Annotated in this window: 19 protein-coding genes; 1 reads left to right on the top strand and 18 read right to left on the bottom strand. The window is 68.2% G+C overall.

Annotated features, from left to right (window positions below):
• Positions 1 to 2 precede the first annotated feature (2 nt).
• The 10 genes from BN3385_RS06100 to BN3385_RS06055 form a co-directional block, all read right to left on the bottom strand.
• Positions 3 to 470 (bottom strand): hypothetical protein, encoded by a 468-nt coding sequence (locus tag BN3385_RS06100; RefSeq protein ID WP_059015693.1) that lies wholly within the window; start codon positions 468 to 470, stop codon positions 3 to 5.
• Positions 470 to 3382, bottom strand: coding sequence for an MMPL/RND family transporter (locus tag BN3385_RS06095; protein WP_059015692.1), 2913 nt, complete (start codon positions 3380 to 3382; stop codon positions 470 to 472). Before BN3385_RS06095 ends, BN3385_RS06100 begins: the two co-directional genes overlap by 1 nt.
• On the bottom strand, positions 3379 to 3831 hold the full coding sequence (locus BN3385_RS06090; protein WP_231748642.1) for an MmpS family transport accessory protein: 453 nt from the start codon (positions 3829 to 3831) through the stop codon (positions 3379 to 3381). The genes BN3385_RS06095 and BN3385_RS06090 overlap by 4 nt, the downstream gene beginning before the upstream one ends.
• Positions 3828 to 4430: a TetR/AcrR family transcriptional regulator gene (locus BN3385_RS06085; RefSeq protein ID WP_231748641.1), complete on the bottom strand. Its 603-nt coding sequence runs from the start codon at positions 4428 to 4430 to the stop codon at positions 3828 to 3830. Before BN3385_RS06085 ends, BN3385_RS06090 begins: the two co-directional genes overlap by 4 nt.
• A 93-nt stretch (positions 4431 to 4523) precedes the next feature.
• Positions 4524 to 5834, bottom strand: a complete 1311-nt coding sequence (locus BN3385_RS06080) for an aspartate aminotransferase family protein (RefSeq protein WP_156432590.1) — start codon at positions 5832 to 5834, stop codon at positions 4524 to 4526.
• Positions 5831 to 6877 (bottom strand): phosphotransferase, encoded by a 1047-nt coding sequence (locus BN3385_RS06075; protein WP_059015690.1) that lies wholly within the window; start codon positions 6875 to 6877, stop codon positions 5831 to 5833. Before BN3385_RS06075 ends, BN3385_RS06080 begins: the two co-directional genes overlap by 4 nt.
• Before the next feature lie 53 nt (positions 6878 to 6930).
• The gene (locus BN3385_RS06070) at positions 6931 to 7518 is read right to left on the bottom strand and encodes a TetR/AcrR family transcriptional regulator (RefSeq protein ID WP_059015689.1); all 588 of its coding nucleotides are present in this window, start codon (positions 7516 to 7518) and stop codon (positions 6931 to 6933) included.
• Positions 7511 to 8374: an oxygenase MpaB family protein gene (locus BN3385_RS06065; protein WP_059015688.1), complete on the bottom strand. Its 864-nt coding sequence runs from the start codon at positions 8372 to 8374 to the stop codon at positions 7511 to 7513. Before BN3385_RS06065 ends, BN3385_RS06070 begins: the two co-directional genes overlap by 8 nt.
• 188 nt (positions 8375 to 8562) lie before the next feature.
• Entirely contained in the window at positions 8563 to 10674 is a 2112-nt protein-coding gene (locus BN3385_RS06060) for a heavy metal translocating P-type ATPase (RefSeq protein WP_059016448.1), read from the bottom strand.
• A gap of 38 nt (positions 10675 to 10712) precedes the next feature.
• The gene (locus BN3385_RS06055; RefSeq protein WP_059015687.1) at positions 10713 to 11393 is read right to left on the bottom strand and encodes a GPP34 family phosphoprotein; all 681 of its coding nucleotides are present in this window, start codon (positions 11391 to 11393) and stop codon (positions 10713 to 10715) included.
• Between the two features lie 121 nt (positions 11394 to 11514).
• On the opposite strand from BN3385_RS06055, the gene BN3385_RS06050 reads away from it, so the two are divergent.
• On the top strand, positions 11515 to 12657 hold the full coding sequence (locus BN3385_RS06050) for an amidohydrolase family protein (RefSeq protein ID WP_059016447.1): 1143 nt from the start codon (positions 11515 to 11517) through the stop codon (positions 12655 to 12657).
• Here the strand turns inward: BN3385_RS06050 and BN3385_RS06045 are convergent.
• From BN3385_RS06045 to BN3385_RS06010, 8 genes are read right to left on the bottom strand one after another with little or no spacing between them, the layout of a single operon-like run.
• Positions 12654 to 12893 carry a hypothetical protein gene (locus BN3385_RS06045; RefSeq protein WP_059015686.1) on the bottom strand — a complete coding sequence of 80 codons (240 nt, stop codon included), beginning with the start codon at positions 12891 to 12893 and terminating at the stop codon, positions 12654 to 12656. The two genes, BN3385_RS06050 and BN3385_RS06045, sit on opposite strands and share 4 nt — an antisense overlap.
• Positions 12890 to 13393 (bottom strand): transport-regulating membrane protein Mce1N, encoded by a 504-nt coding sequence (gene mce1N / locus BN3385_RS06040; protein ID WP_059015685.1) that lies wholly within the window; start codon positions 13391 to 13393, stop codon positions 12890 to 12892. Before mce1N ends, BN3385_RS06045 begins: the two co-directional genes overlap by 4 nt.
• Entirely contained in the window at positions 13386 to 13835 is a 450-nt protein-coding gene (locus BN3385_RS06035) for a hypothetical protein (protein WP_059015684.1), read from the bottom strand. Before BN3385_RS06035 ends, mce1N begins: the two co-directional genes overlap by 8 nt.
• An 18-nt stretch (positions 13836 to 13853) precedes the next feature.
• Positions 13854 to 14270: a hypothetical protein gene (locus tag BN3385_RS06030; protein ID WP_059015683.1), complete on the bottom strand. Its 417-nt coding sequence runs from the start codon at positions 14268 to 14270 to the stop codon at positions 13854 to 13856.
• Positions 14267 to 15247, bottom strand: coding sequence for a porphobilinogen synthase (gene hemB, locus BN3385_RS06025; protein ID WP_059015682.1), 981 nt, complete (start codon positions 15245 to 15247; stop codon positions 14267 to 14269). The genes BN3385_RS06030 and hemB overlap by 4 nt, the downstream gene beginning before the upstream one ends.
• A 23-nt stretch (positions 15248 to 15270) precedes the next feature.
• Positions 15271 to 16962, bottom strand: a complete 1692-nt coding sequence (locus tag BN3385_RS06020) for a bifunctional uroporphyrinogen-III C-methyltransferase/uroporphyrinogen-III synthase (RefSeq protein ID WP_059015681.1) — start codon at positions 16960 to 16962, stop codon at positions 15271 to 15273.
• Between the two features lie 27 nt (positions 16963 to 16989).
• On the bottom strand, positions 16990 to 17943 hold the full coding sequence (gene hemC / locus BN3385_RS06015; RefSeq protein WP_059015680.1) for a hydroxymethylbilane synthase: 954 nt from the start codon (positions 17941 to 17943) through the stop codon (positions 16990 to 16992).
• A 5-nt stretch (positions 17944 to 17948) separates the two neighbouring features.
• Entirely contained in the window at positions 17949 to 19316 is a 1368-nt protein-coding gene (locus BN3385_RS06010; protein ID WP_059015679.1) for a glutamyl-tRNA reductase, read from the bottom strand.
• Positions 19317 to 19420 lie beyond the last annotated feature (104 nt).

The raw sequence follows: 19420 nt of genomic DNA, 5'->3' as shown, positions 1-19420 counted from the left end.
ACTCAGCCCGGGGCGCTGCTTGTCGCCGGTTCCTGCGCACTGGCGGTCGGGCCGGCGGGCAGCCGCCGCTTGAGGGCCGCGACCCGCAGCAGCTGCATGGTGAGGTTGGTTCCGGCAAGCATCGGGATCACCCCGATGAACGTCCGGATCGACGGCTCGCGGCCGTGCAACTGCTCGAGGCTGCCGAACACGTAGATGCAGCCGACCGCGATGATCGCGGCCGGAATGCAGAACGCCAGCGGTGAGCGGCGATCGGCGATGATCTGCTCGGCATAGGCCAGCTCGTCGGCCGTCATCGGCTCTTTCTTCCGGACCTTGCGCAACACCGCGGTGGCGCTGCCCACCTCTTCACTCAATGGGGTGGCCGGTCGCTCAACAAGGCGCTGCACCAACACGAAAGCTCCTGCGGCGAAGACGAAGATGGCGACGTAGGAGATCAGCGTCAGCAGGCCCCACAGGCTGGTCGTCATCAGGCCTCCTTGGCTTTCCCGGCGCCGATGTGCTCGTCGTCGTCATCCCAGAGCAGCAGTTGGCGAACCGATGACCGCGTACCGTAGGGCCGCAGCATCTGGCTGGCCGGCCGGGGGCGCACGCGTTGCGGCCACCAGAACCAGCGGCCGAGCAGTGCCGCGATGGACGGCGTCATGAACGACCGGACGATGAGGGTGTCGAACAGCAGGCCCAGCGCGATGGTGGTGCCGACCTGACCGATGGCGCGCAGATCGCTGAACACGAACGCGGCCATCGTGGCGGCGAAAACGAGTCCGGCCGACGTGACCACGGATCCCGACCCCACCATCGCCCGGATGACACCGGTGTTCAACCCCGCGTGGATCTCCTCCCGGAACCGGGAGATGAGCAGCAGGTTGTAGTCCGAACCGACCGCCAGCAGCAGAATCACCGACAGCGCCAACACAATCCAATACAGCGGGATGCCCAGGATGTCCTGCCACAGCAGCACCGATAGGCCGAACGACGCACCCAGCGACAGCGCCACGGTACCGACGATGACGATGGCGGCCACCAGGCTGCGAGTCACGAACACCATGATGAGCAGGATGAGGCTCAGCGCCGAGATGGCGGCGATCATCAGGTCGTACTTGGCACCCTCGCTGATGTCCTTGTAGGTCGAGGCGGTGCCGCCCAGGTAGATGTCGGAGTTGCCCAGCGGGGTGCCTTTGACGGCTTCCTTTGCGGCCAACCGGATCGCGTCGATGTGGGCGATCCCCTCCGGCGTGGCCGGATCACCGTCGTGGGTGATGATCATCCGGGCGGCCTTGCCGTCCGGCGAGAGAAACAGCCGAAGTCCGCGCTGGAACTCAGGATTGGAGAACACCTCAGGCGGGAGGTAGAACGAGTCGTCGGATTTCGCGGCGTCGAACGCCTGCCCCATCGCGGTGGCGTTCGCCAGGTTCGCCGAGCTGTTGGCGGCGATCCCGGAGTTGGTGGCGTAGTTGGTCATCGCGAGGTCGCGGTTGGCTTCCTGGCTGGCGATCTGGGTGGGAATCAGCGCCAGCAACTTCGGCTGCAGCGCGGTCAGCTTGTCCAGGCTGGCGGTCACATCGCCGAGCTGGTCGGTCAGCGCGTCGAGCCCGTCGAGGGCATCGAAGACCGACCGCAGCGCCGCACACGCCGGAATATCGAAACAGTGCGGCTCCCAATAGAAGTAGTTGCGCAGCGGCCGGAAGAAGTCGTCGAAGTTGGCGATCTTGTTGCGCAGGTCCTCGGCGATCTCGACGGTCTGGTGGAAGGCCTTGGCTTGCTCGTCGGTGGCGGCGTTGGCCTGCTGCTGCAGCGCGAGTTGCTGTTTGAGCGTGTCGATGGACGTGTCGATCTCGGCGACCTGCTTGAGGATGTCGTCGGCGCGGGCCTGCTGGAACGGCAGGTTCTCGATCTGCCCGACGCTCTGCGCGCTGAGCTGGAAGCCCAGCGAGGTGTGGTCCAGCGGAGTGCCCAGCGGCCGGGTGATCGACTGCACCTCGGCGATACCCGGGGTGTGGAAGACGGCCCTGGCCACCCGCTCCAGCAGGATCATGTCGGCCGGGTTGCGCATGTCGTGGTCGGTTTCGATCATCAACAGCTCCGGATTGAGCCGGGCCTGGGAGAAATGCCGTTCGGCAGCGGCGTATCCGGACACGGCCGGAGCACTGCCCGGCAGATAGCGCCGCTGGTCGTAGCTGGTCTTGTAGCCGGGTAGCGCGAGCAGACCGATCAGGGCTACCCCGATACTGACCACCAGGATGGGTCCCGGCCAGCGGACCACCGCGGTGCCGATGCGTCGCCAGGTCCGGGTGCGCATCACCCGCCTGGGCTCGAGCAGTCCGAACAGGGACGCCACCGACAGCACGGCGGGCGCCAGCGTCAGCGCGGCCACCAGCGCGACGGACACCCCGATCGCGGCCGGCGGACCCATACTCCTGAAGTACGGAAGGCGGGTGAAAGTCAGGCACAGCACCGCGCCGACCACCGTCAGGCCTGACCCCAGGATCACGTGGGCGGTCCCGCGATACATGGTGTAGAAGGCGGTTTCGCGATCCTCGCCGTGCTGGCGGGCCTCGTGGTAGCGCCCGACGAGGAAGATGGCGTAATCGGTGCCGGCCGCGATCACCAACAGCGTCAACAGGTTCGTGGCGAACGTCGACAGCCCGATCACCCCGGAACTGGCCAGCAGGCTCACGATCCCGCGTGCCGCCGACAGTTCGACGAGCACCGTCAGCAGGGTCACCACGGCGGCGGAGATGGACCGGTAGATGAACAGCAGCATCGCCATGATCACGACGATGGTGATGACGGTGACCTTGCCGATCCCGGCACTGCCCACTGAGAGCTGGTCGGCGAACAACGGTGCCGCACCGGTGAGGTAGGTCTTGACGCCCGGCGGCCGTGGGGTGTGGTCGATGACGGCTCGGACTGCCTCCACCGATTCCAGTGAGAGCGAATCACCCTGATTACCAGCCAGATTCACCTGCACATAGGCGGCCTTGCCGTCATTGCTCTGCGCCGCCCCCGCGGTCAGCGGGTCACCCCAGAAGTCCTGGATGTGTTGGACGTGCCGGGTGTCGGCGGTCAGCTTACGGACCAGGGCGTCGTAGTAGGCGTGAGCGTCCGCTCCGAGGGGCTGATCACCTTCGAGCACGATCATCGCCACGCTGTCCGAGTCGTACTCGTCGAAGACCTTGCCCATGCGCTTCATCGCCTGCAGGGACGGCGAGTCCGGGGAGATCAACGAGACGTTGTGGGCCTTGCCGACGTCTTCGAGCAGCGGGACAAAGACATTCGTGGTGGCCGCGATCAGCAGCCAGAGCAATACGATGGGCACCGAGAACCGACGAATGAGTCGGGCGATCCTCAGTGCCGTGTCGTCACCTCGCTGGTCGGTCATCCGGACTTCTCCAGGCAGTAGGTATAGGCATTCAGGGTGTTGACGGTCCGCTCGTCCTTGACCTGGCCGTCGATCGTGATGCGGCATCCAAGTGAGCTGCTATTGCCTTGGGCCACAACGTTGGTGAACACCGCAGGCTGAGTGGTGGTCACGTCGTAGGACCAGGGCAGCGCGGCGTCGACGACATGCTGGGGCTGTGCGTTGATGTCGAGGTAGCTGATCGAGGCCACCGCGCCCGGGTCGCCGAAGACCTCGATCACCAGATGTTTGGGCGTGGAGGCGGTGTTGTCGTTGGGCAGCGCGCCACCGGCCGAGACGACGTGGTGGGACCCGAAGATCCCGTGTAGCCGGTAGACACAGAAGCCGGCCACCGCAATCACGACCACCGCGACCAGAATCGTCCACCGGCGCGCGAGCAGGCCGCCCAGGGACTTGCCGCCCGCCGTCACGACGCGAGCTCCCCGCGCAGGTACCGCTGAAACGTCGCCCCGAGATCGGCGACGACCCGCTCCCGTGAGCGGGCGGCCAGCGGCTTCAAGGCGACCACATACCGCGCCATGGTGAACCCGACGACCTGGGACATCACCAGTGCGGCGCGATACTCGGCGTCGGCGACACCGAGGCGTTCTGCAATGGGGTGCAAGACGTTCTGGGTCAGAAACTCGCGCACCAGCTCCGCTGCTGCGGGTTCGGACGTGGCGGCGCGCATCATGCTGAGCATTCGCCGTCGGCGGGTTTCATCGTCGAGCACGCCGACCAGCGCTTCGGCGAGGCGGTGACCGACCTGGGATTGGTCGCCGGTGACGACCGACTCGATGAGCGTGGGCGGGTGGAGTGGCAGTTCGACGACGGCCAGGAACAGTTCCCATTTCTTGCCGAAGAAGTGGGTGACCAGGGCGGGGTCCACGCCGGCTTGCCGGGCCACCGAGCGGATCGAGGTGCGGTCATAGCCGAATTCGGCGAACTGCTTACGGGCGACGTCCTCGATCGCGGCACGGGTGGTGGTTTCTCCGGGTCGTCGCCCGGAGTGCATCCGCCCAGCCGCCACCGCAGTCTCCCGAAAAATCCATGAATTCCACACATAAGGAATTCGACGCGTGTGGAACTTTAACCCCGGTCCACCTCGCGAGCAAGAGCCCGTCTACTGCCCCGCGCTAGTCACAGCGGCGGTGAACTCAGCGAGGAACCGGTCGGCGTCCGCGTCGCCGAAGGCCAGCGGCGGCCGGACCTTCAGAACGTTGCCCCGCGGACCCGACGCCGAGATGAGAACTCGTCGGCGGCGCAGGTCGTTGACGATGACGCTCGCCCGCGCCGGGTCGGGCGCCCCGTCGGCCGGATCGACGACGTCGATGCCCACGAACAGGCCGCACCCCCGCACCTCCCCCACGACGCCGGCATCCGCGGCCACCCGCAGCACCTCGGCTTTCAGGCGTTCCCCGACACGTGCGGCCCGCTCGATGAGACCCTCGGCACGGATCGTGTCGATCACCGCCTGAGCGGCGGCGATACAGACGGTGTTGCCACCGAAGGTGTTGAAATACCGGATGTTTCGCCCGAACTCGACCAGCAACTCGGGCCGGAAGATCGCGGCCGCGATCGGCATCCCGTTACCCATCGGCTTGCCGATCGTGGCGATGTCCGGTTCGATCCCGTGGCGCTGGAAACCCCACCACGCCTGTCCGGTCCGGCCGAACCCCGGTTGCACCTCGTCAGCGATGTAGAGCCCGCCCGCGCGGTGCACCTCCTCGATCGCCGGCGCCAGAAAGCCTGCCGGATCGCTGATCACGCCGTCCGAGGAGAAGATACTGTCGGCGATGAAGGCGGCCAGGCCGATCCCGTGCCGGTTGAGATCGGCTGTTGCCGAACGTATTTGGTCCTTCAAATCCAATGGGTCGACGACACGCACGTGGATATCCAATGGCGAATGTGCCCCCAGCGAAGGTGAGATCGCCGCCACCGTCTCGGTGACGCCGTGATAGGCGTTGGCGGTCACGATGATGCCGCGGTTGCCGGTGACGTACTTGGCGACCCGCAGAGCCAGATCGTTGGCCTCTGAACCCGAACAGGTGAAGACGATGTTCGACAGCGCGGCCGGGAAGGTGGACAGCAGGTCCTCGGCGTACGCGGTGACGCTCGGCTGCAGATAGCGGGTGTTGGTGTTGACCGTCTGCAGTTGGCTGGCCACGGCCGCCGCGACGGCCGGGTGCGAGTGGCCGATGCAGGGGACGTTGTTGTAGGCGTCGAGATACTCGTTGCCGTCCGAGTCGTACAGGTAGGTGCCGCTGCCGCGGACCACCTCGACCGGGTCGTCGTAGAACAGGCGGTACACCGGGCCGAGGACCTGGTTGCGGCGTTCGACCGCATGCCGGGTCTTGTCGGACAGCTCCGAGATCCGGGCCGGATCGAACCCGTTGACCATGGTCGGCGCAGCGGGGCGTGGCCGGATGCTCATGGGCGGATCCCTTTCGCGGTGTCGGTGCCGACGGCGGCGCGGATCTGCGCCAGTGCCGAGTCCAGTGGGACCCCGCTGAGCTGCTGCAGTGCCCGCCAGGTGTGTTGGGAGCGCGCCTGCCCATAGGCCCGGGCGGGCCCGTCCCGCCGGGCCGTCCAGGTGGCGGCGTTGACCGCCAACCGGATGCGGGCGAGCGGAAAGAGCACCGACATCTCGGCGTCGGTCAGTGGCAGTATCCGGGTGAATCCGGCGACGACCTCCGCCAGCGCGGCGACGGGATCATCCTTGCGCAGCATCGCGTACGCGCCGGCGATGGCCGGTTCACACACCCGGGCGGTGTAGAGCGCGTCGGCGAAGTCGATGACGCCGGCGATCCGCTCCCCCGCCGGATCGGCAAGCACGTTGAAGTCGTTGAGATCCTGGTGCACAACACCTTTGGGGAGATCATCCGCCACCGGGGCGACGACGTCGGTAAACAGTGCCCGCGCCTGCTCGACGATCTCACGGTGCAGAGCGTCCTGGATGCTGGGAAGCGCGATAGTCAGCGCGTGCGGGGCCGCCAGCAGATCCCAGGTGTGAGTGGACGGCACCGCACCGATGGTGTGTGCCCCGTCCAGACCCGTCACGATCCTCGCGGCGGTAGCTCCCCAGTCGGCAAGAAGGTCGGGCGAGTGCGACGGCAGTTCAGCGAGCAAGGTGCCGTCGATCCAGGAGTACAGGCCAAGGTGGCGACCATCAGCCAGCGGGGCCACATCGTCACCGGTACGGGTGCGGCAGACGGCGGCGACGGGGACGCTGCCGGCGAGCCGGTCCAGCAGTCGATGCTGCCAGCGGACGCCATCGAGGTCCTCAGCGCGGTAGACCTTGACCACATACCGGCTGCCACTCGCGGTCGCCGCGGCGAAGGTCTGATCGAACTCCCCGCCGAGGGCGTGGACATCGGCGGCGTGCACGGCGAAGTCGGTCTCGATCGTCGCCGCGATGGCGCGGAGCAGGGCAGGTCGCTCCTGCGTCCAGTCCCCCTGCTCCGTCGTCGATGCCACGGTTACCCATCGTCGGTCCGGCCGGCGTGGAAGTCCACCCCGAGCGGCGGTGACTAGACGGGCACCTTCCGCAGTGCCTCAGGCAGGCTGGGCAGGAAATGCTTGGTGGCGAAGGCCCGGATGTCGTCGGCGGTGTCCACCGGCTCGGCGCTGGGCAGCAGCTGGATCATCAGCGCGTAGCGCCAGATGCAGTCGGCCAGATCGTGGACGGCCTGCGGCCCGATCCGCTCGGCGAAACCCGCGGGGAAGATCACCTGCAGGGCCTGCTCGATCCGCATGACCGCCGCCGCGTAGTGCGTGCGGGCCAAGTCCAACGTCAGCGCGGGCTCGTCGAGCACCATCCGGTGCAGCACCCGGTGCTCCCGGCTGCGCAGAATCGCCTGGGTAAATGCCTCGACATAGTAATTGCTCTGCGGCCGAGCATTTTTCAGCTCCGCGGCGATATCGGCGAACAGCCGGATGTTCTCCCGATCCATCACCGCCGCCACCAGGTCGTCCTTGTTGGCGAACCGGCGGTAGATCGTGGTGCGGCTCACCCCGGCGCGGCGGGCGACGTCGTCGAGAGCGACACGGCGAATGCCATGCCGATCGAACTCGACGAGCGCGGCGTCGAGGATCGCTTCGGTGGACGGGTCAGGCATGCCCCGCCTGTGCGAAACCTTTTCTGGCGTAACCGTTGTAGCGCACCGTCATCGGCAGATGGTCCCACAGCCAGTTCACCGGCCGGGAGCGCCACAGCGCCGCGAACCGCTGATAGTTGCGCTCCTTGCGATCACTCCACGGCAGGCCGAGAACCTCCCGGGTCCGCGGCGGCATCCCGCCGGTGGTGAGGAACGCCGCAATCGGGTTGAAGACCGGGGCCACCAGCCGCCACACCAGCGGGTGGACGGCCTTGGGCTTGGGGAAGCCCTTGGTGACGTAGCCGACGCCGTACTTGGCGGTGGGATGCGCGACGAGCACCTCGTTGATCATGTGATCCCAGTACCGCTCGAACTCGGCGTAATCGGCGGGCATCGGGCGGTCGCTGACCCCGTAGCGGCGGTACCAGGTCTTGGACTCCAGGTACATCTGCTCCTTCTCGGCGCGAGTCAGGCGCTTGACGAAGGTGTCGGCGAAGTAGAGCGCCTGGTCGAAGAAGGTGGCATGAGCCCAGTAATACGTCTCGGGATCCAGGGCGTGGTAGCGGCCACCATCCGGCATATCGCCCTTGATGTTGACGTGGAAGTCGCGGACGCGCTGGCCGGCGTTGTCGTCATCGCTGCCGTAGACGGTCATGTAGATCGGCGGCAGGGATCGCTTGATTCGCGCGGCGGTATCGGCGAACCACACCGAGTGGTCGAACACCCCCTGGCCGAGTTCGGCCAGCATGTTCTGCAGCACGGCGGGCCGCGGCCCGATCAGGGGCATCCGGTTGTCCCCGAAGTAGCGCCACACCAACGATTGCGGGCCCAGCGGCAGCGCGTCGGTGGCGGACGTCGGTTCAGCGAGCTCCGTCATGTGCAACAGTGTTACAGATTTCGCACTTTGTACCAACAGGTCGTGACGCGGGTCACGGCGCCTGCCGCCGCGATCCGGCGGCACTATCCGTGCCCACCTCCGAGCGACTCGCCACGTCGATGTCGGCAGAAAGTCGCTCAGAGGCGGGCACTCATGCCATGCCTGCGCTCGCGGTGACAGAAGTGGCGTCAGTGAAAGCGCTTGAGCCGCAGGCTGTTCGTCACGACCAGCACGGACGAGAACGCCATCGCCGCGCCGGCAATCATCGGGTTCAGCAGCCCCAGCGCCGCCAGCGGGATGGCTGCGACGTTGTAGCCGAACGCCCAGAACAGGTTCTGCTTGATGATCCGCAGCGTGCGCGCCGAGAGCCGCAAGGCCGTGGGTACCGTGCGCAGGTCACCGCGGACCAGCGTGATGTCACCGGCCTCGATGGCCGCATCGGTTCCAGTACCCATCGCCATGCCGACATCGGCGGTGGCCAGCGCCACCGAGTCGTTGACGCCGTCGCCCACCATGGCCACCCGGCGCCCCTGGTGCTGGAGTCGCTTGATGGCGTCAGCCTTCTCCGACGGCAGCACGCCGGCGATCACGTCACCCTCGGCGATGCCCACCTCGGCAGCCACTCGCGCTGCCACCGCCGCGTTGTCACCGGTGAGCAGCACGGGGGTGATCCCCATCGCCTTCAACTCGGCGATCGCCTCGGCACTCGTCGACTTGACCGCGTCGACCAACCGGATCACACCCTGCTGCCTGCCATCCCAACTGACTGCGACACTGGTGCGCCCGTCATCGTCCGAGGCGCGCGCCACCCGCACCGACACCCCGTCGACCACACCGCGCACTCCGGTGCCCGGTTCGTTGACGAAGTCACTGACCGCAGCGACGACCAGCCCCCGGTCCCGGGCGGCCGCCACGATGGCAGCGGCGACCGGATGCTCGGAGGCCGATTCGACGGCGGCCGCGCGGGCCAGCGCGGTGTCGGGGTCGTCGGCCTCGACAGCGTCAACGGCCATGGTTCCGGTAGTGACGGTGCCGGTCTTGTCCAGCACGACGGTGTCGATGCCGGTGACGGTTTCGAGCACCTGCGGTTCCTTGATCAGCACACCGAGCTGAGCGCCGCGGCCGGTACCGACCAGGATCGCGGTCGGCGTGGCCAGGCCCAGCGCGCACGGGCAGGCGATGATCAGCACCGCCACCGCAGCGGTGAAAGCCGCAGCCACCGGCTGGCCCGCGATCAACCACGCCGCCAGCGTCAGCGCAGCGATGCCCAGGACCACCGGCACGAAGACCGCCGACACCCGGTCGGCCAGTCGCTGGATCGACGCCTTGCCGCCCTGGGCGTCGGCCACCATCCGGGCCATCCGGGCCAGCTGCGTCTCAGCACCAACGCGCTTGGCCTGCAACAGGATTCGCCCGTAGGTGTTGACGGCCCCGCCGAGCACCTCGTCGCCGGCGCCGACGTCCACCGGTACCGACTCGCCGGTCATCGCCGAGGTGTCCAGCGCCGAGGCGCCATCGATGACGACGCCGTCGGTGGCCACCCGCTCGCCGGGGCGCACCACGATCACGTCACCGACCTGCAACTGCTCGGCCGGGATCCGCACCTCCGCGTCGTCGCGCAGGACGACCGCCTCCTTGGCCCCCAGCGACAACAGCGCGCGCAACGCCGCGCCTGCCGATCGCTTGGCCTTCGCCTCGGCATAGCGGCCAGCCAGCAGGAACACGGTGACGGCCGCGGCGACTTCGAAGTACACATGGCCTTGACCGTGGCCGTGGGCTGCTGCCCCGGTGATCACCGTGAAGGCCGACCAGAGGTAGGCGGCCAGGGTGCCGATCGACACCAGCGTGTCCATGGTCGATGAGCCGTGCCGGGCACTGTTGATCGCCGCCTTGTGGAACGGGTAGCCGCCCCAGAAGACGATCGGGGTGGCCAATGCCAGCATCACCCATTGCCAGCCGGGGAACTGCCACGGCATCACCATCGAGATCGCGACCACCGGCACTGCCAGCACCGCCGAACCGATCAGCCTCGGCCGCAGCTGGTCGGCCGGGATGTCGTGGTTCATATGGTCGTGGCCCGGGTGGCCGGAGTGGTCGACCACCGCGGCGTGATAGCCGGTGGATTCCACGGCGTGGAGGAGATCGTGTTCGCTGACCTGCGGCCCGTGCTCGACATGTGCCTGCTCGACGGCGAAGTTCACCGTCGCGTGCACGCCGTCCAGGTCGTTGAGGCTGCGTTCGATCTTGGCCGCGCAGGAGGCGCAGCTCATGCCGCTCAACTGAAGGTCGGTCGTCGTCATACGATCGACCATACCCCTGGGGGGTATCTTGTCAAGGGCTACCAGAGGATGGCGAAACCGCCGTCGTCGCCGCCGCAGGTATCGGTGTCCTCGACGGGCCGCGGTTGGGCGAAGTACGCATCGAGTACCCGGTTCAGCGCCTGAATCGGAGGTCCGGCGTCATCGAGCACAGCCGGAAACCGGGGGTGACGGAGAGCCACCCGACTCACTGCCTTCACACACGACAGGTCCGCCACGGCCGCGATCAACCCCAGCGTCAGCATCCGCCGGTTGACGACCTCGCCCTCCAGCGCCTGCTGCAGAGCACCGCCCGCTTGCTCGACGAGTGCCACGACCATGTCCTCATCGCGGGGCTCCAGACACGTGCCGGTGTGATGGGCGCGTGGCCGCAGCCACCCACCGGCCTGAAGCTGTTCGCGGACGACGCGGATGGTGCGGTCATGGGACCGGGCGATCGCCTCGTCCCAGCTGACCCGGGTGCTGAACCCGAACTGGGCGACCTCGCGGTTGAGCACCGGGTCCCCGGGCCCCTCCGCTCTGCCCGGGTACGGCCGGCCACCGCGGTCCACCAGATATCCACTGAGGTGGAGGTCGGCCACCATCGCAGCACGCAGAGCCAGGGCGAGGACCGCGGGCGGGCACCCGCCGAAGCGGTGCCGATCCCGATCGAACGCCAGCAGATACAACCGACCGTGCACGCTCGCCGGTGGTTTCGTCATGGCTTCACCGTGCTCGGCGGCTGCACCGGATGCACGAGTAGCCCACTACTCAATTTCGGGGATGCTTCCCACCGCCGAGCCGCTGAGCGACAATGAAGCGATCCGAGCGGAGGTGGTCACGATGACCCTGACCCACGATCGCGCGGTCCCGACCGCCGAGCACACCGCGGTCCGCTGTGTGGATTCCGACGTCCATCCGGTGCCGCGCCGCGGCGTGATCGTCGACTACATCCCCGAGCCGTGGCGAACCAAGTACTTCCTGTCGCATCCGATCGGCGAGAAGATCTACTACGACGCGCCGGACTACGCGCACGCCTACGCGATGCGCGTCGACACCTTTCCCGACGACGGCGAGTTCGCCGGCAGCGACCCGGACCTCATGTTCCGGCAGCTGATCATGGAAGCCGGCGCCGATATCGCCATCCTGGAGCCGCTGGCCTTCGGCGCCCGGCTGCCCGAAGCCGCCCAAGCCTCAGCGATCGCCACCAACCTGTGGATCGACGAGCACTGGTTGAGCAGCACCACCAACTGGCATCAGCGCTGGCGCGGGTCGATCTCGGTGGCCATCGAAGACCCCGAGGGTGCCGCCCGCGAGATCGAGAAGTGGGCCGGCCACCCCTACATGGCGCAGATTCTGATCAAGGCCGAACCCCGCCCGTCGTGGGGTGATCCCCGGTACGACCCGATCTGGCAGGCCGCCACCAAGCACGACATCACCGTGAGCTGTCATCTGGCCCGCGGCTCCTTCGAAACCCTGCCGATCCCGCCGGTCGGCTTCCCGAGCTACAACCACGACTTCATGGTCAGCTACTCGCTGCTGGCGGCCAACCAGGTGATGAGCCTGATCTTCGACGGTGTCTTCGACCGCTACCCCACCTTGCGAATTGTGTTGGTAGAGCACGCCTTCAACTGGATCCTGCCGCTGATGTGGCGGATGGACGCCATCTACGAAGCCCGCAAATCCTGGCTGGACATCAAGCGCAAGCCCAGCGAGTACGTCAAGGACCACATCAAGTTCACCACCCAGCCGCTGGACTACCCCGAGGACAAGACCGAACTGCTGCGCGCCTTCGAATGGATGGAATGCGAGAAGATCCTGCTGTTCTCCTCGGATTACCCGCACTGGACGTTCGACGACCCGCGCTGGCTGGTCAAGCACCTGCCCGAACACGCCAGGGAAGCCGTCATGTTCCGCAACGGCATCGAGGTCTACAAGCTGCCCGAGACCGTGCCTGTGCTGGAGGGCCAGACGCGGGTGTTCTAGGTGCGCTGCCGTCTGGCCCGCACCACACCGGCGACACCCACCACCAGCAGGACCCCGGCGGCGGTCGCCAGCACCATCGTCAGGACCATCATCGGCGGGTCGTACACCACCGAGGTGGTCGCCGGCTGCCCGTCGGCGATCGGCGCGACGTCGACGATGCTGCGCACCTGCAACCAGCTCCAGACCGCGCCCGCCGCGGCAGCAACGGCAAGCACCAGCTGAACGGCATGCCTCATGAGGAACTCGCCGTCCGGTCTTCGACCAGCTTGGTCAGCTGCGCCCGCAGTTCGCGGTGGTTGCGCGCCCACGCCTGGGCGGTGCGCTCGCCGCTGAGCCGCAGCCCGATACCGGTGCGCCCGCGCGGCACCCCGCTCAGCTCCCCCAGCGCCCTGGCGGACTGCCACTTCTCCAGCGGTTCACGGGATTTCGGGCCGTGGGTGGCCTCGGGGTACACCCCGACGATGGTGCGCAGCGGGACCACCTCGGTGCCCTGCCGCAGCGACTCCGCGGTAAGCTCGACGCTGGTATGGATGCGCGCGGCCTTCACCTGCAGATACAGAAAGCCGCTGACCAGGACCAGGAACACCGACGGCACGAACCACTGCAAGCCGCCACCACCCTTGAGCTGGATGAGCAGCATCGTCAGGCCGGAGACCGGCCCGGCCAGCAGCCAGTACCAGCTGGCGCCGCGCTCGTAGAACAGCGGCTCGGAGCCGACGAGCGCGTCCTCAGACATCGGACCTCGCGGTGTCACCGGGATCGAACCAGCTCGCCACCACGGGCCGGGTCAACAGCAGGGTGCCGATGATGATCGGCGGCAGGCTCAGCAGCGCCACCAGGCCGATGTTGACGAAGACCTGAAGGATGCCGACCAGGACGATCAGCGTCAGCCCCAGGCCGATGGTCGCCCGGCGGAAGCGAACGTCCCCGCCGCGGGTCTTGCCGGCCAGAAACGCCAGGCCCAGGCCGGCGGCCACGCAGACCGCGCCCGCGCCGCGGCGGAACGCCAGCAACTGGCGCACCTGCTCGTCGGTCACCTTCGCGGGTACGACCTGACGCAACGCGTCGAAGCCGAAGGTCAGCGCGAGTAGCCCGCCGGCCATCAGCAGCACGGCTCCGGCGATGAGGAGCCAGATCGAGATGGTGAGGGCGCGGGGCCGGGATTCGGATGCGGTCATCGTCGGGCAGCCTATCGCCTACCTGACGAAGAACCCGTGGGCGTCCGGCCGGTGCAGCAGATAGATCCCGCCGACGATGAGCACCGAGCCGACGATTCCGGTCACCGCGAAGGTCACCGCCGCGACCGGCTCGCGGGGCACCGAGAACAGGCTCACGGTGGTGTAGATGACGGTGGCCACCCCGCCGCCGGTGAGCAGGGTGCGGGTCCAGCGGTAGCCCGAGCGCATCAGCAACAGGAAGGTCAGCACCACCGCACCCATCGTCAGTGCGAACAGCAGGGTGAGTGCGATGACCACGCTGGAGATGTGTTTGACGGCCAGCGCATCGACGATGTAGCCGATCAGCATCAGCACCAGGGCGACCAGCCACAGCCAGAACCCGGTGTCGACGTCGGCGGGGCGCGCCGGTGCCCCGGCGGGCGGTTGAGGTGTCACGCGAGCCAGCCCGCGGCCTCGGTGGCCCAGTAGGTCAGCACGATGTCCGCGCCCGCGCGCCGGATACTGATCAACGATTCCAGCGCCGCGGCGCGGCGGTCGATCCAGCCGTTGGCGGCCGCGGCGCTGATCATCGCGTACTCGCCGGACACCTGGTAGGCGGCCACCGGGACCGGGGACATCTCGGCGGCGGCACGGACCACATCGAGGTAGGCCATCGCGGGTTTGACCATCACGATGTCGGCACCCTCGTCGAGGTCGAGTTCGATCTCACGCAACGCTTCCCGCGCGTTCCCGCTGTCCTGCTGGTAGGTCCGGCGATCGCCCTGCAGGCTCGAGGCGACGGCCTCCCGGAACGGCCCGTAGAAGGCCGAGGCGAACTTGGCGGCGTAGGCCAGTATCACCACGTCGGTGAAACCGGCGGCGTCGAGTCCGTCGCGGATGGCGGCCACCTGACCGTCCATCATGCCGCTGGGGCCCACTACATGCGCACCCGACTCCGCTTGGGCCAGAGCCAGTTTCACGTACTGCGCGTTGGTGGCGTCGTTATCCACCCGGCCCCGGGCGTCGAGCACACCGCAGTGGCCGTGATCGGTGAACTCGTCCAGGCAGGTGTCGGCCATCAGCACGGTGTCGTCACCGAGGTCCTTGGCCAGGTCACGCAGGGCGACGTTGAGGATTCCGTCCGGGTCCAGCCCGCACGAACCCAGGGCGTCCTTGTCCTGATCGCGCGGCACCCCGAACAGCATCAGCCCGCCGACACCGGCCTCGACCGCCTCAGCGGCCGCCGTGCGCAGCGAATCACGGGTGTGCTGAACGACTCCCGGCATGGACGCAATGGGTCGCGGCTCGCCGATCCCGTCGGCGACGAACATCGGCAACACGAGATGGCGTGGCTCCAGCGAGGTCTGGGCCACCAGTCGGCGCAGAGCCGGCGTCGAACGCAACCGGCGCGGGCGGTGCCTGGGAAAAGTCATGAACCGGCTTTCGGTTGCTCGGCTTAGCGGCGGCGACTCTTCTTGCGCGGCGGCGGCAGAGCACCCTCGGCGCGCAGCCGGGCAGCGTGCTCGGCCAGGGCGTCGACCAGCGGGCCCACCGCGGCGGTCTCGGGCTGGACGTCGACCCGCAGCCCGAATTCGGCTGCGGTCTCGGCTGTCTTGGGCCCGATGCACGCGACGATGGTGCGGGCGTGCGGCTTACCGGCGATGCCCACCAGGTTGCGCACCGTCGAGCTGGAGGTGAAGCAGACCGCGTCGAACCCGCCGGTCTTGATCATCTCGCGGGTCTCGGCCGGCGGCGGTGCTGCCCGCACGGTGCGGTAGGCGGTGACGTCCTCGATCTCCCAGCCGCGTTCCCGCAGACCTTCGGCCAGCGTCTCGGTGGCGATGTCGGCGCGCGGCAGCAGGACCCGGTTCACCGGGTCGAAAATGCTGTCGTACTCCGGGAATTCGTCGAGCAGCCCGAGCGAGGACTGCTCGCCGGAGGGCACCAGCTCGGGGCTCACGCCGAAGGCGCGCACCCGATCGGCGGTGGACTCGCCGACACAGGCGATCTTCACCCCGGAGAAGGCACGGGCATCCAGACCGAACTCACCGAACTTCTCCCACACCGCACGCACGGCGTTGGTGGAGGTGAACACCACCCACTGGTAGCGGCCGTCGACCAAACCCTTGACGGCCCTTTCCATCTGGGCGGGGCTACGCGGCGGCTCGACGGCGATGGTCGGCACCTCGATCGGCAGGGCGCCGTGACCGATCAGCCGATCGCTCATCTCGCCGGCCTGATCCTTGGTGCGCGGCACCAGCACGGTCCAGCCGTACAGGGCGCGGCTCTCCCACCAGTTCAGCTTCGCGCGGTGTGCGACGGTCTTGCCGATCGTGACCACCAGGGTGCCGGTCAGCGGGCCGGCCGGGTCATTGCCGCCGGCCAGCGTCGCACGGTCGGTCAGGCCTGCCAGCGTGGTCTCCACCGAGCGCTGCCCGCAGGTGGTGCCGTTGCAGGTCACCACGCACGGGGTCGCATCGGCCAGGCCGTACTCGATCAGGGTGCGGGCGGCCTCGGGCAGGTGGGAGGCGGTGGCGGTCAGGATCAGCGGGCCGGGGGCGGCGGCCAGAGCCGCCCAGTCCACCTCGCCGCGGACATCGGCGACGGTGTGCGCCGAACCCAGCGGCAGACCGGCGTAGGTGGGCACCGCGCTGGTGGCGGGCAGCCCGGGCACGATCTCGAACTCGGCGTGCGCCTTGGCCACCGCGTTGACCTCGGTGATGACGGCGTCGATCGACAGTGGGTCACCGGCGACCAGGCGCACCACGTCGAACCCGGCCTTGGCCTCGGCGACCAGAATCTTGGCCACTTCAGCGGGGTCGCCGAGCGCGGGGCGGATGTCGGGGCCGACGGAGACGACCGGCGGGGCGATCTCGTTGGCAATGGGGCCGTCGGAATCCTGGCCGGGGATCTGCTCGCGCACCGCGCCCTTCTCGGGCGCGGGGGCGGGGCCGACGGCCGGCGGCAGTTCCGTCCCGACCACGTTGAGCACCGCCTGCGGCACATCCGGGTCGGTGAAGACCAGCGCCGCATTGGCGAGCACAGCGCGGGCGCGTGTCGTCAGCAGGTTGGGGTCACCAGGACCCGAACCGACGAACGTGATGTGTCCCGGCTTCGCCTTGCGTCGCCCGCTACCGTGGCCAGTCATCGCTTCACTCCCGCTCTACTCCGCCAGTCATTGCGGAGCACTGTTCGACATGACTTCGCGCGCACCGAGCTCGAACAACTCCGCGGCCACCGAGAGCCCCAGCTCTTCGGACCGGCCCGGCGTTCCGATTCCGGACGCACGGATCACGTCGGATCCGTCTGTCGCCGCCACGCAGGCGCGCAGCGACAACTCCTCGAAGATCCGGCCGTCGTCATCAATGGACTCGACCACCTCGGCGATCGCGCCCACCGGTGCCGAACAACCGGCCTCCAGCTTGGCCAGCAGGACTCGCTCGGCGGTGACCGCGGCGCGGGTGTCGGGGTCATCCAACTCCGCCAGTAGCGCCGCAAGCCCGGTGTCGCCTGCGCGGCACTCGACCGCGAGCGCACCTTGAGCCGGCGCTGGCAACATCTGCACCGGCTCCAGCGTCTCGGTGACATCGCCGAGTCGTCCGAGACGGGCCAGGCCCGCCCGGGCAACCACGATGGCGTCGAGATCACCGCTGCTTACCCTGTTCAACCTGGTATCTAGGTTGCCTCTTAGGGGGCGGATTTCCAAACCGAGACCCAGTGCTCTAAGCTGCGCGGCCCGCCGCACGGACGATGTGCCGATCACCGAACCGGCTGGCAACTCCCCCAGCACCATGCCGTCGCGGGCCACCAGCGCGTCACGCGGGTCCTCGCGTCGGGGAATCGCGGCGATGACGAAACGGTCATCGTGGGCTGTCGGCAAATCCTTGTACGAGTGCACCGCCATATCGACCCGGCCGTCGGCGATCGCCTCGCGCAGCGCGGCGGTGAACACCCCCACACCGATCTCGGCGACCGGCTTCTGTGAGCGGTCACCCTCGGTGCTGATGATGACCAGTTCGGCGCGGTGTCCACGCCCGATGAGTTCATCCCTGATGGTCCCGGCCTGGGTGGTCGCCAGCAGGCTGCCCCGGGTGCCGATCCTGATGACCGCGTTGTCGCTGCCGGCCAAGCGCCCTACTCGGTGAGTTCTGGGCGACCGGAGTCGAATTCCGGTGTGATCAAGGGCAGTTCACCCGCGGCGACCGCGTCGACGGCCTGCGGGTCGAGCTCGAAGAGTTCGCGCAGCGCCTCGGCATAGCTGTCGCCGCCCGGCGCGCTGGCCAGCTGTTTGACCCGCACCGTGGGGGCGTGCAGCAGCTTGTCGACCACCCGGCGCACGGTGCGGGCGACCTCGTCGCGCAGGCTGTCGTCCAGGCCGGGCAGCCGGTTGTCCAGCCGCAGCAGTTCGGCTTCCACGACGTCGGCGGCGCGCTGGCGCAGGGCGGTGACGGTCGGGGTGACCTCGGCCATCCGCTGACCGGCCAGGTAGGCAGCAACTTCGGTAGCGACGATCTGGCGGGCCGCTTCGGCGTCGGTGGCCGCGGCCCGCGCCGACGGTTCGCGCTGCACCCGGTCCATATCGATGACGGAGACACCCGGCAGTCCGGCAACGGCCGAGTCGACGTCGCGGGGCATGCCCAGGTCGCACAGCACCAGCGGCGCGGCGGCCTCGTCACGCTGCGCGGTGGCCAGCGCGTGGTGCACATCGGCCAAAGAGACCACCGGACGGACGGCTCCGGTGCAGCTGACCACCACGTCGGCGGCGGCCAGCGCGGCAGGCAGCTGCTCGAGGGTCAGGGCCTCGGCGCCGACACCCTGCTCGCGGATGTTCTCGGCCAGCCGCTGGGCGCGCGGCAGCGAGCGGTTGACGACGTGGATGTGGGTGACCCCGGCGCGCACCAGGTGTGCGACCGACAGTCCGCCCATCGAGCCGGCGCCGACGACGGCCGCGGTGCGGCCGGCCAAACCGTCCAGCCGCGAGCCGGCGATGTCGAGTGCGACCGACACCACACTGGCGCCGGCGGCGTCGATCGCGGTTTCGGTGTGCACCCGCTTGCCCACCGACAGCGCCCGCTGGGCCAGATCGTGCAGGACGCGGCCGACGGTGCGGTTGGCTTCGGCGGTGGCGTAGGCGCGGCGGACCTGGCCGAGCACCTGCTGCTCGCCGATGACCGCGCTGTCCAGACCGCTGGCGACGGCGAAGAGGTGCTCGACGGCGGCCTCGCTGTAGCGGACGTAGGCGTACTTGGTGAGGTCGCCCATCGACATTCCGGAGTGCTCGGCGAGCACCTGACCGATAGCCGACAAGCCGCCGTGGAAGGCGTCCACCACCGCGTAGACCTCGACCCGGTTGCAGGTCGACAGCACCATGGCCTCGGTCACCAGCGGCGACTGCAACACCTGGTCGATGATCTTGACCTGGTCAGACTCATCGGTGGAGAGCTGCTCGAGAACGGAGACCGGAGCGCTTCGATGGGACACCCCGAACAGCAGGACGCTCACGGCACGATCACCTTGCCCGCTCCCTTGCTGTGACGGAAATGTCCGTTAGTGAAACTTACTTCCACGGTAATCGGTGCGCAGGCAGCTGACCAAATTCTCCGGCT

Source organism: Mycobacterium sp. M26, assembly GCF_001494595.1.
In the GTDB taxonomy this organism is placed as follows: Bacteria; Actinomycetota; Actinomycetes; order Mycobacteriales; family Mycobacteriaceae; genus Mycobacterium.
The sequence above is the reverse complement of the archived record's forward strand: the minus strand, read 5'-3'. Positions and strand labels throughout refer to the sequence as shown.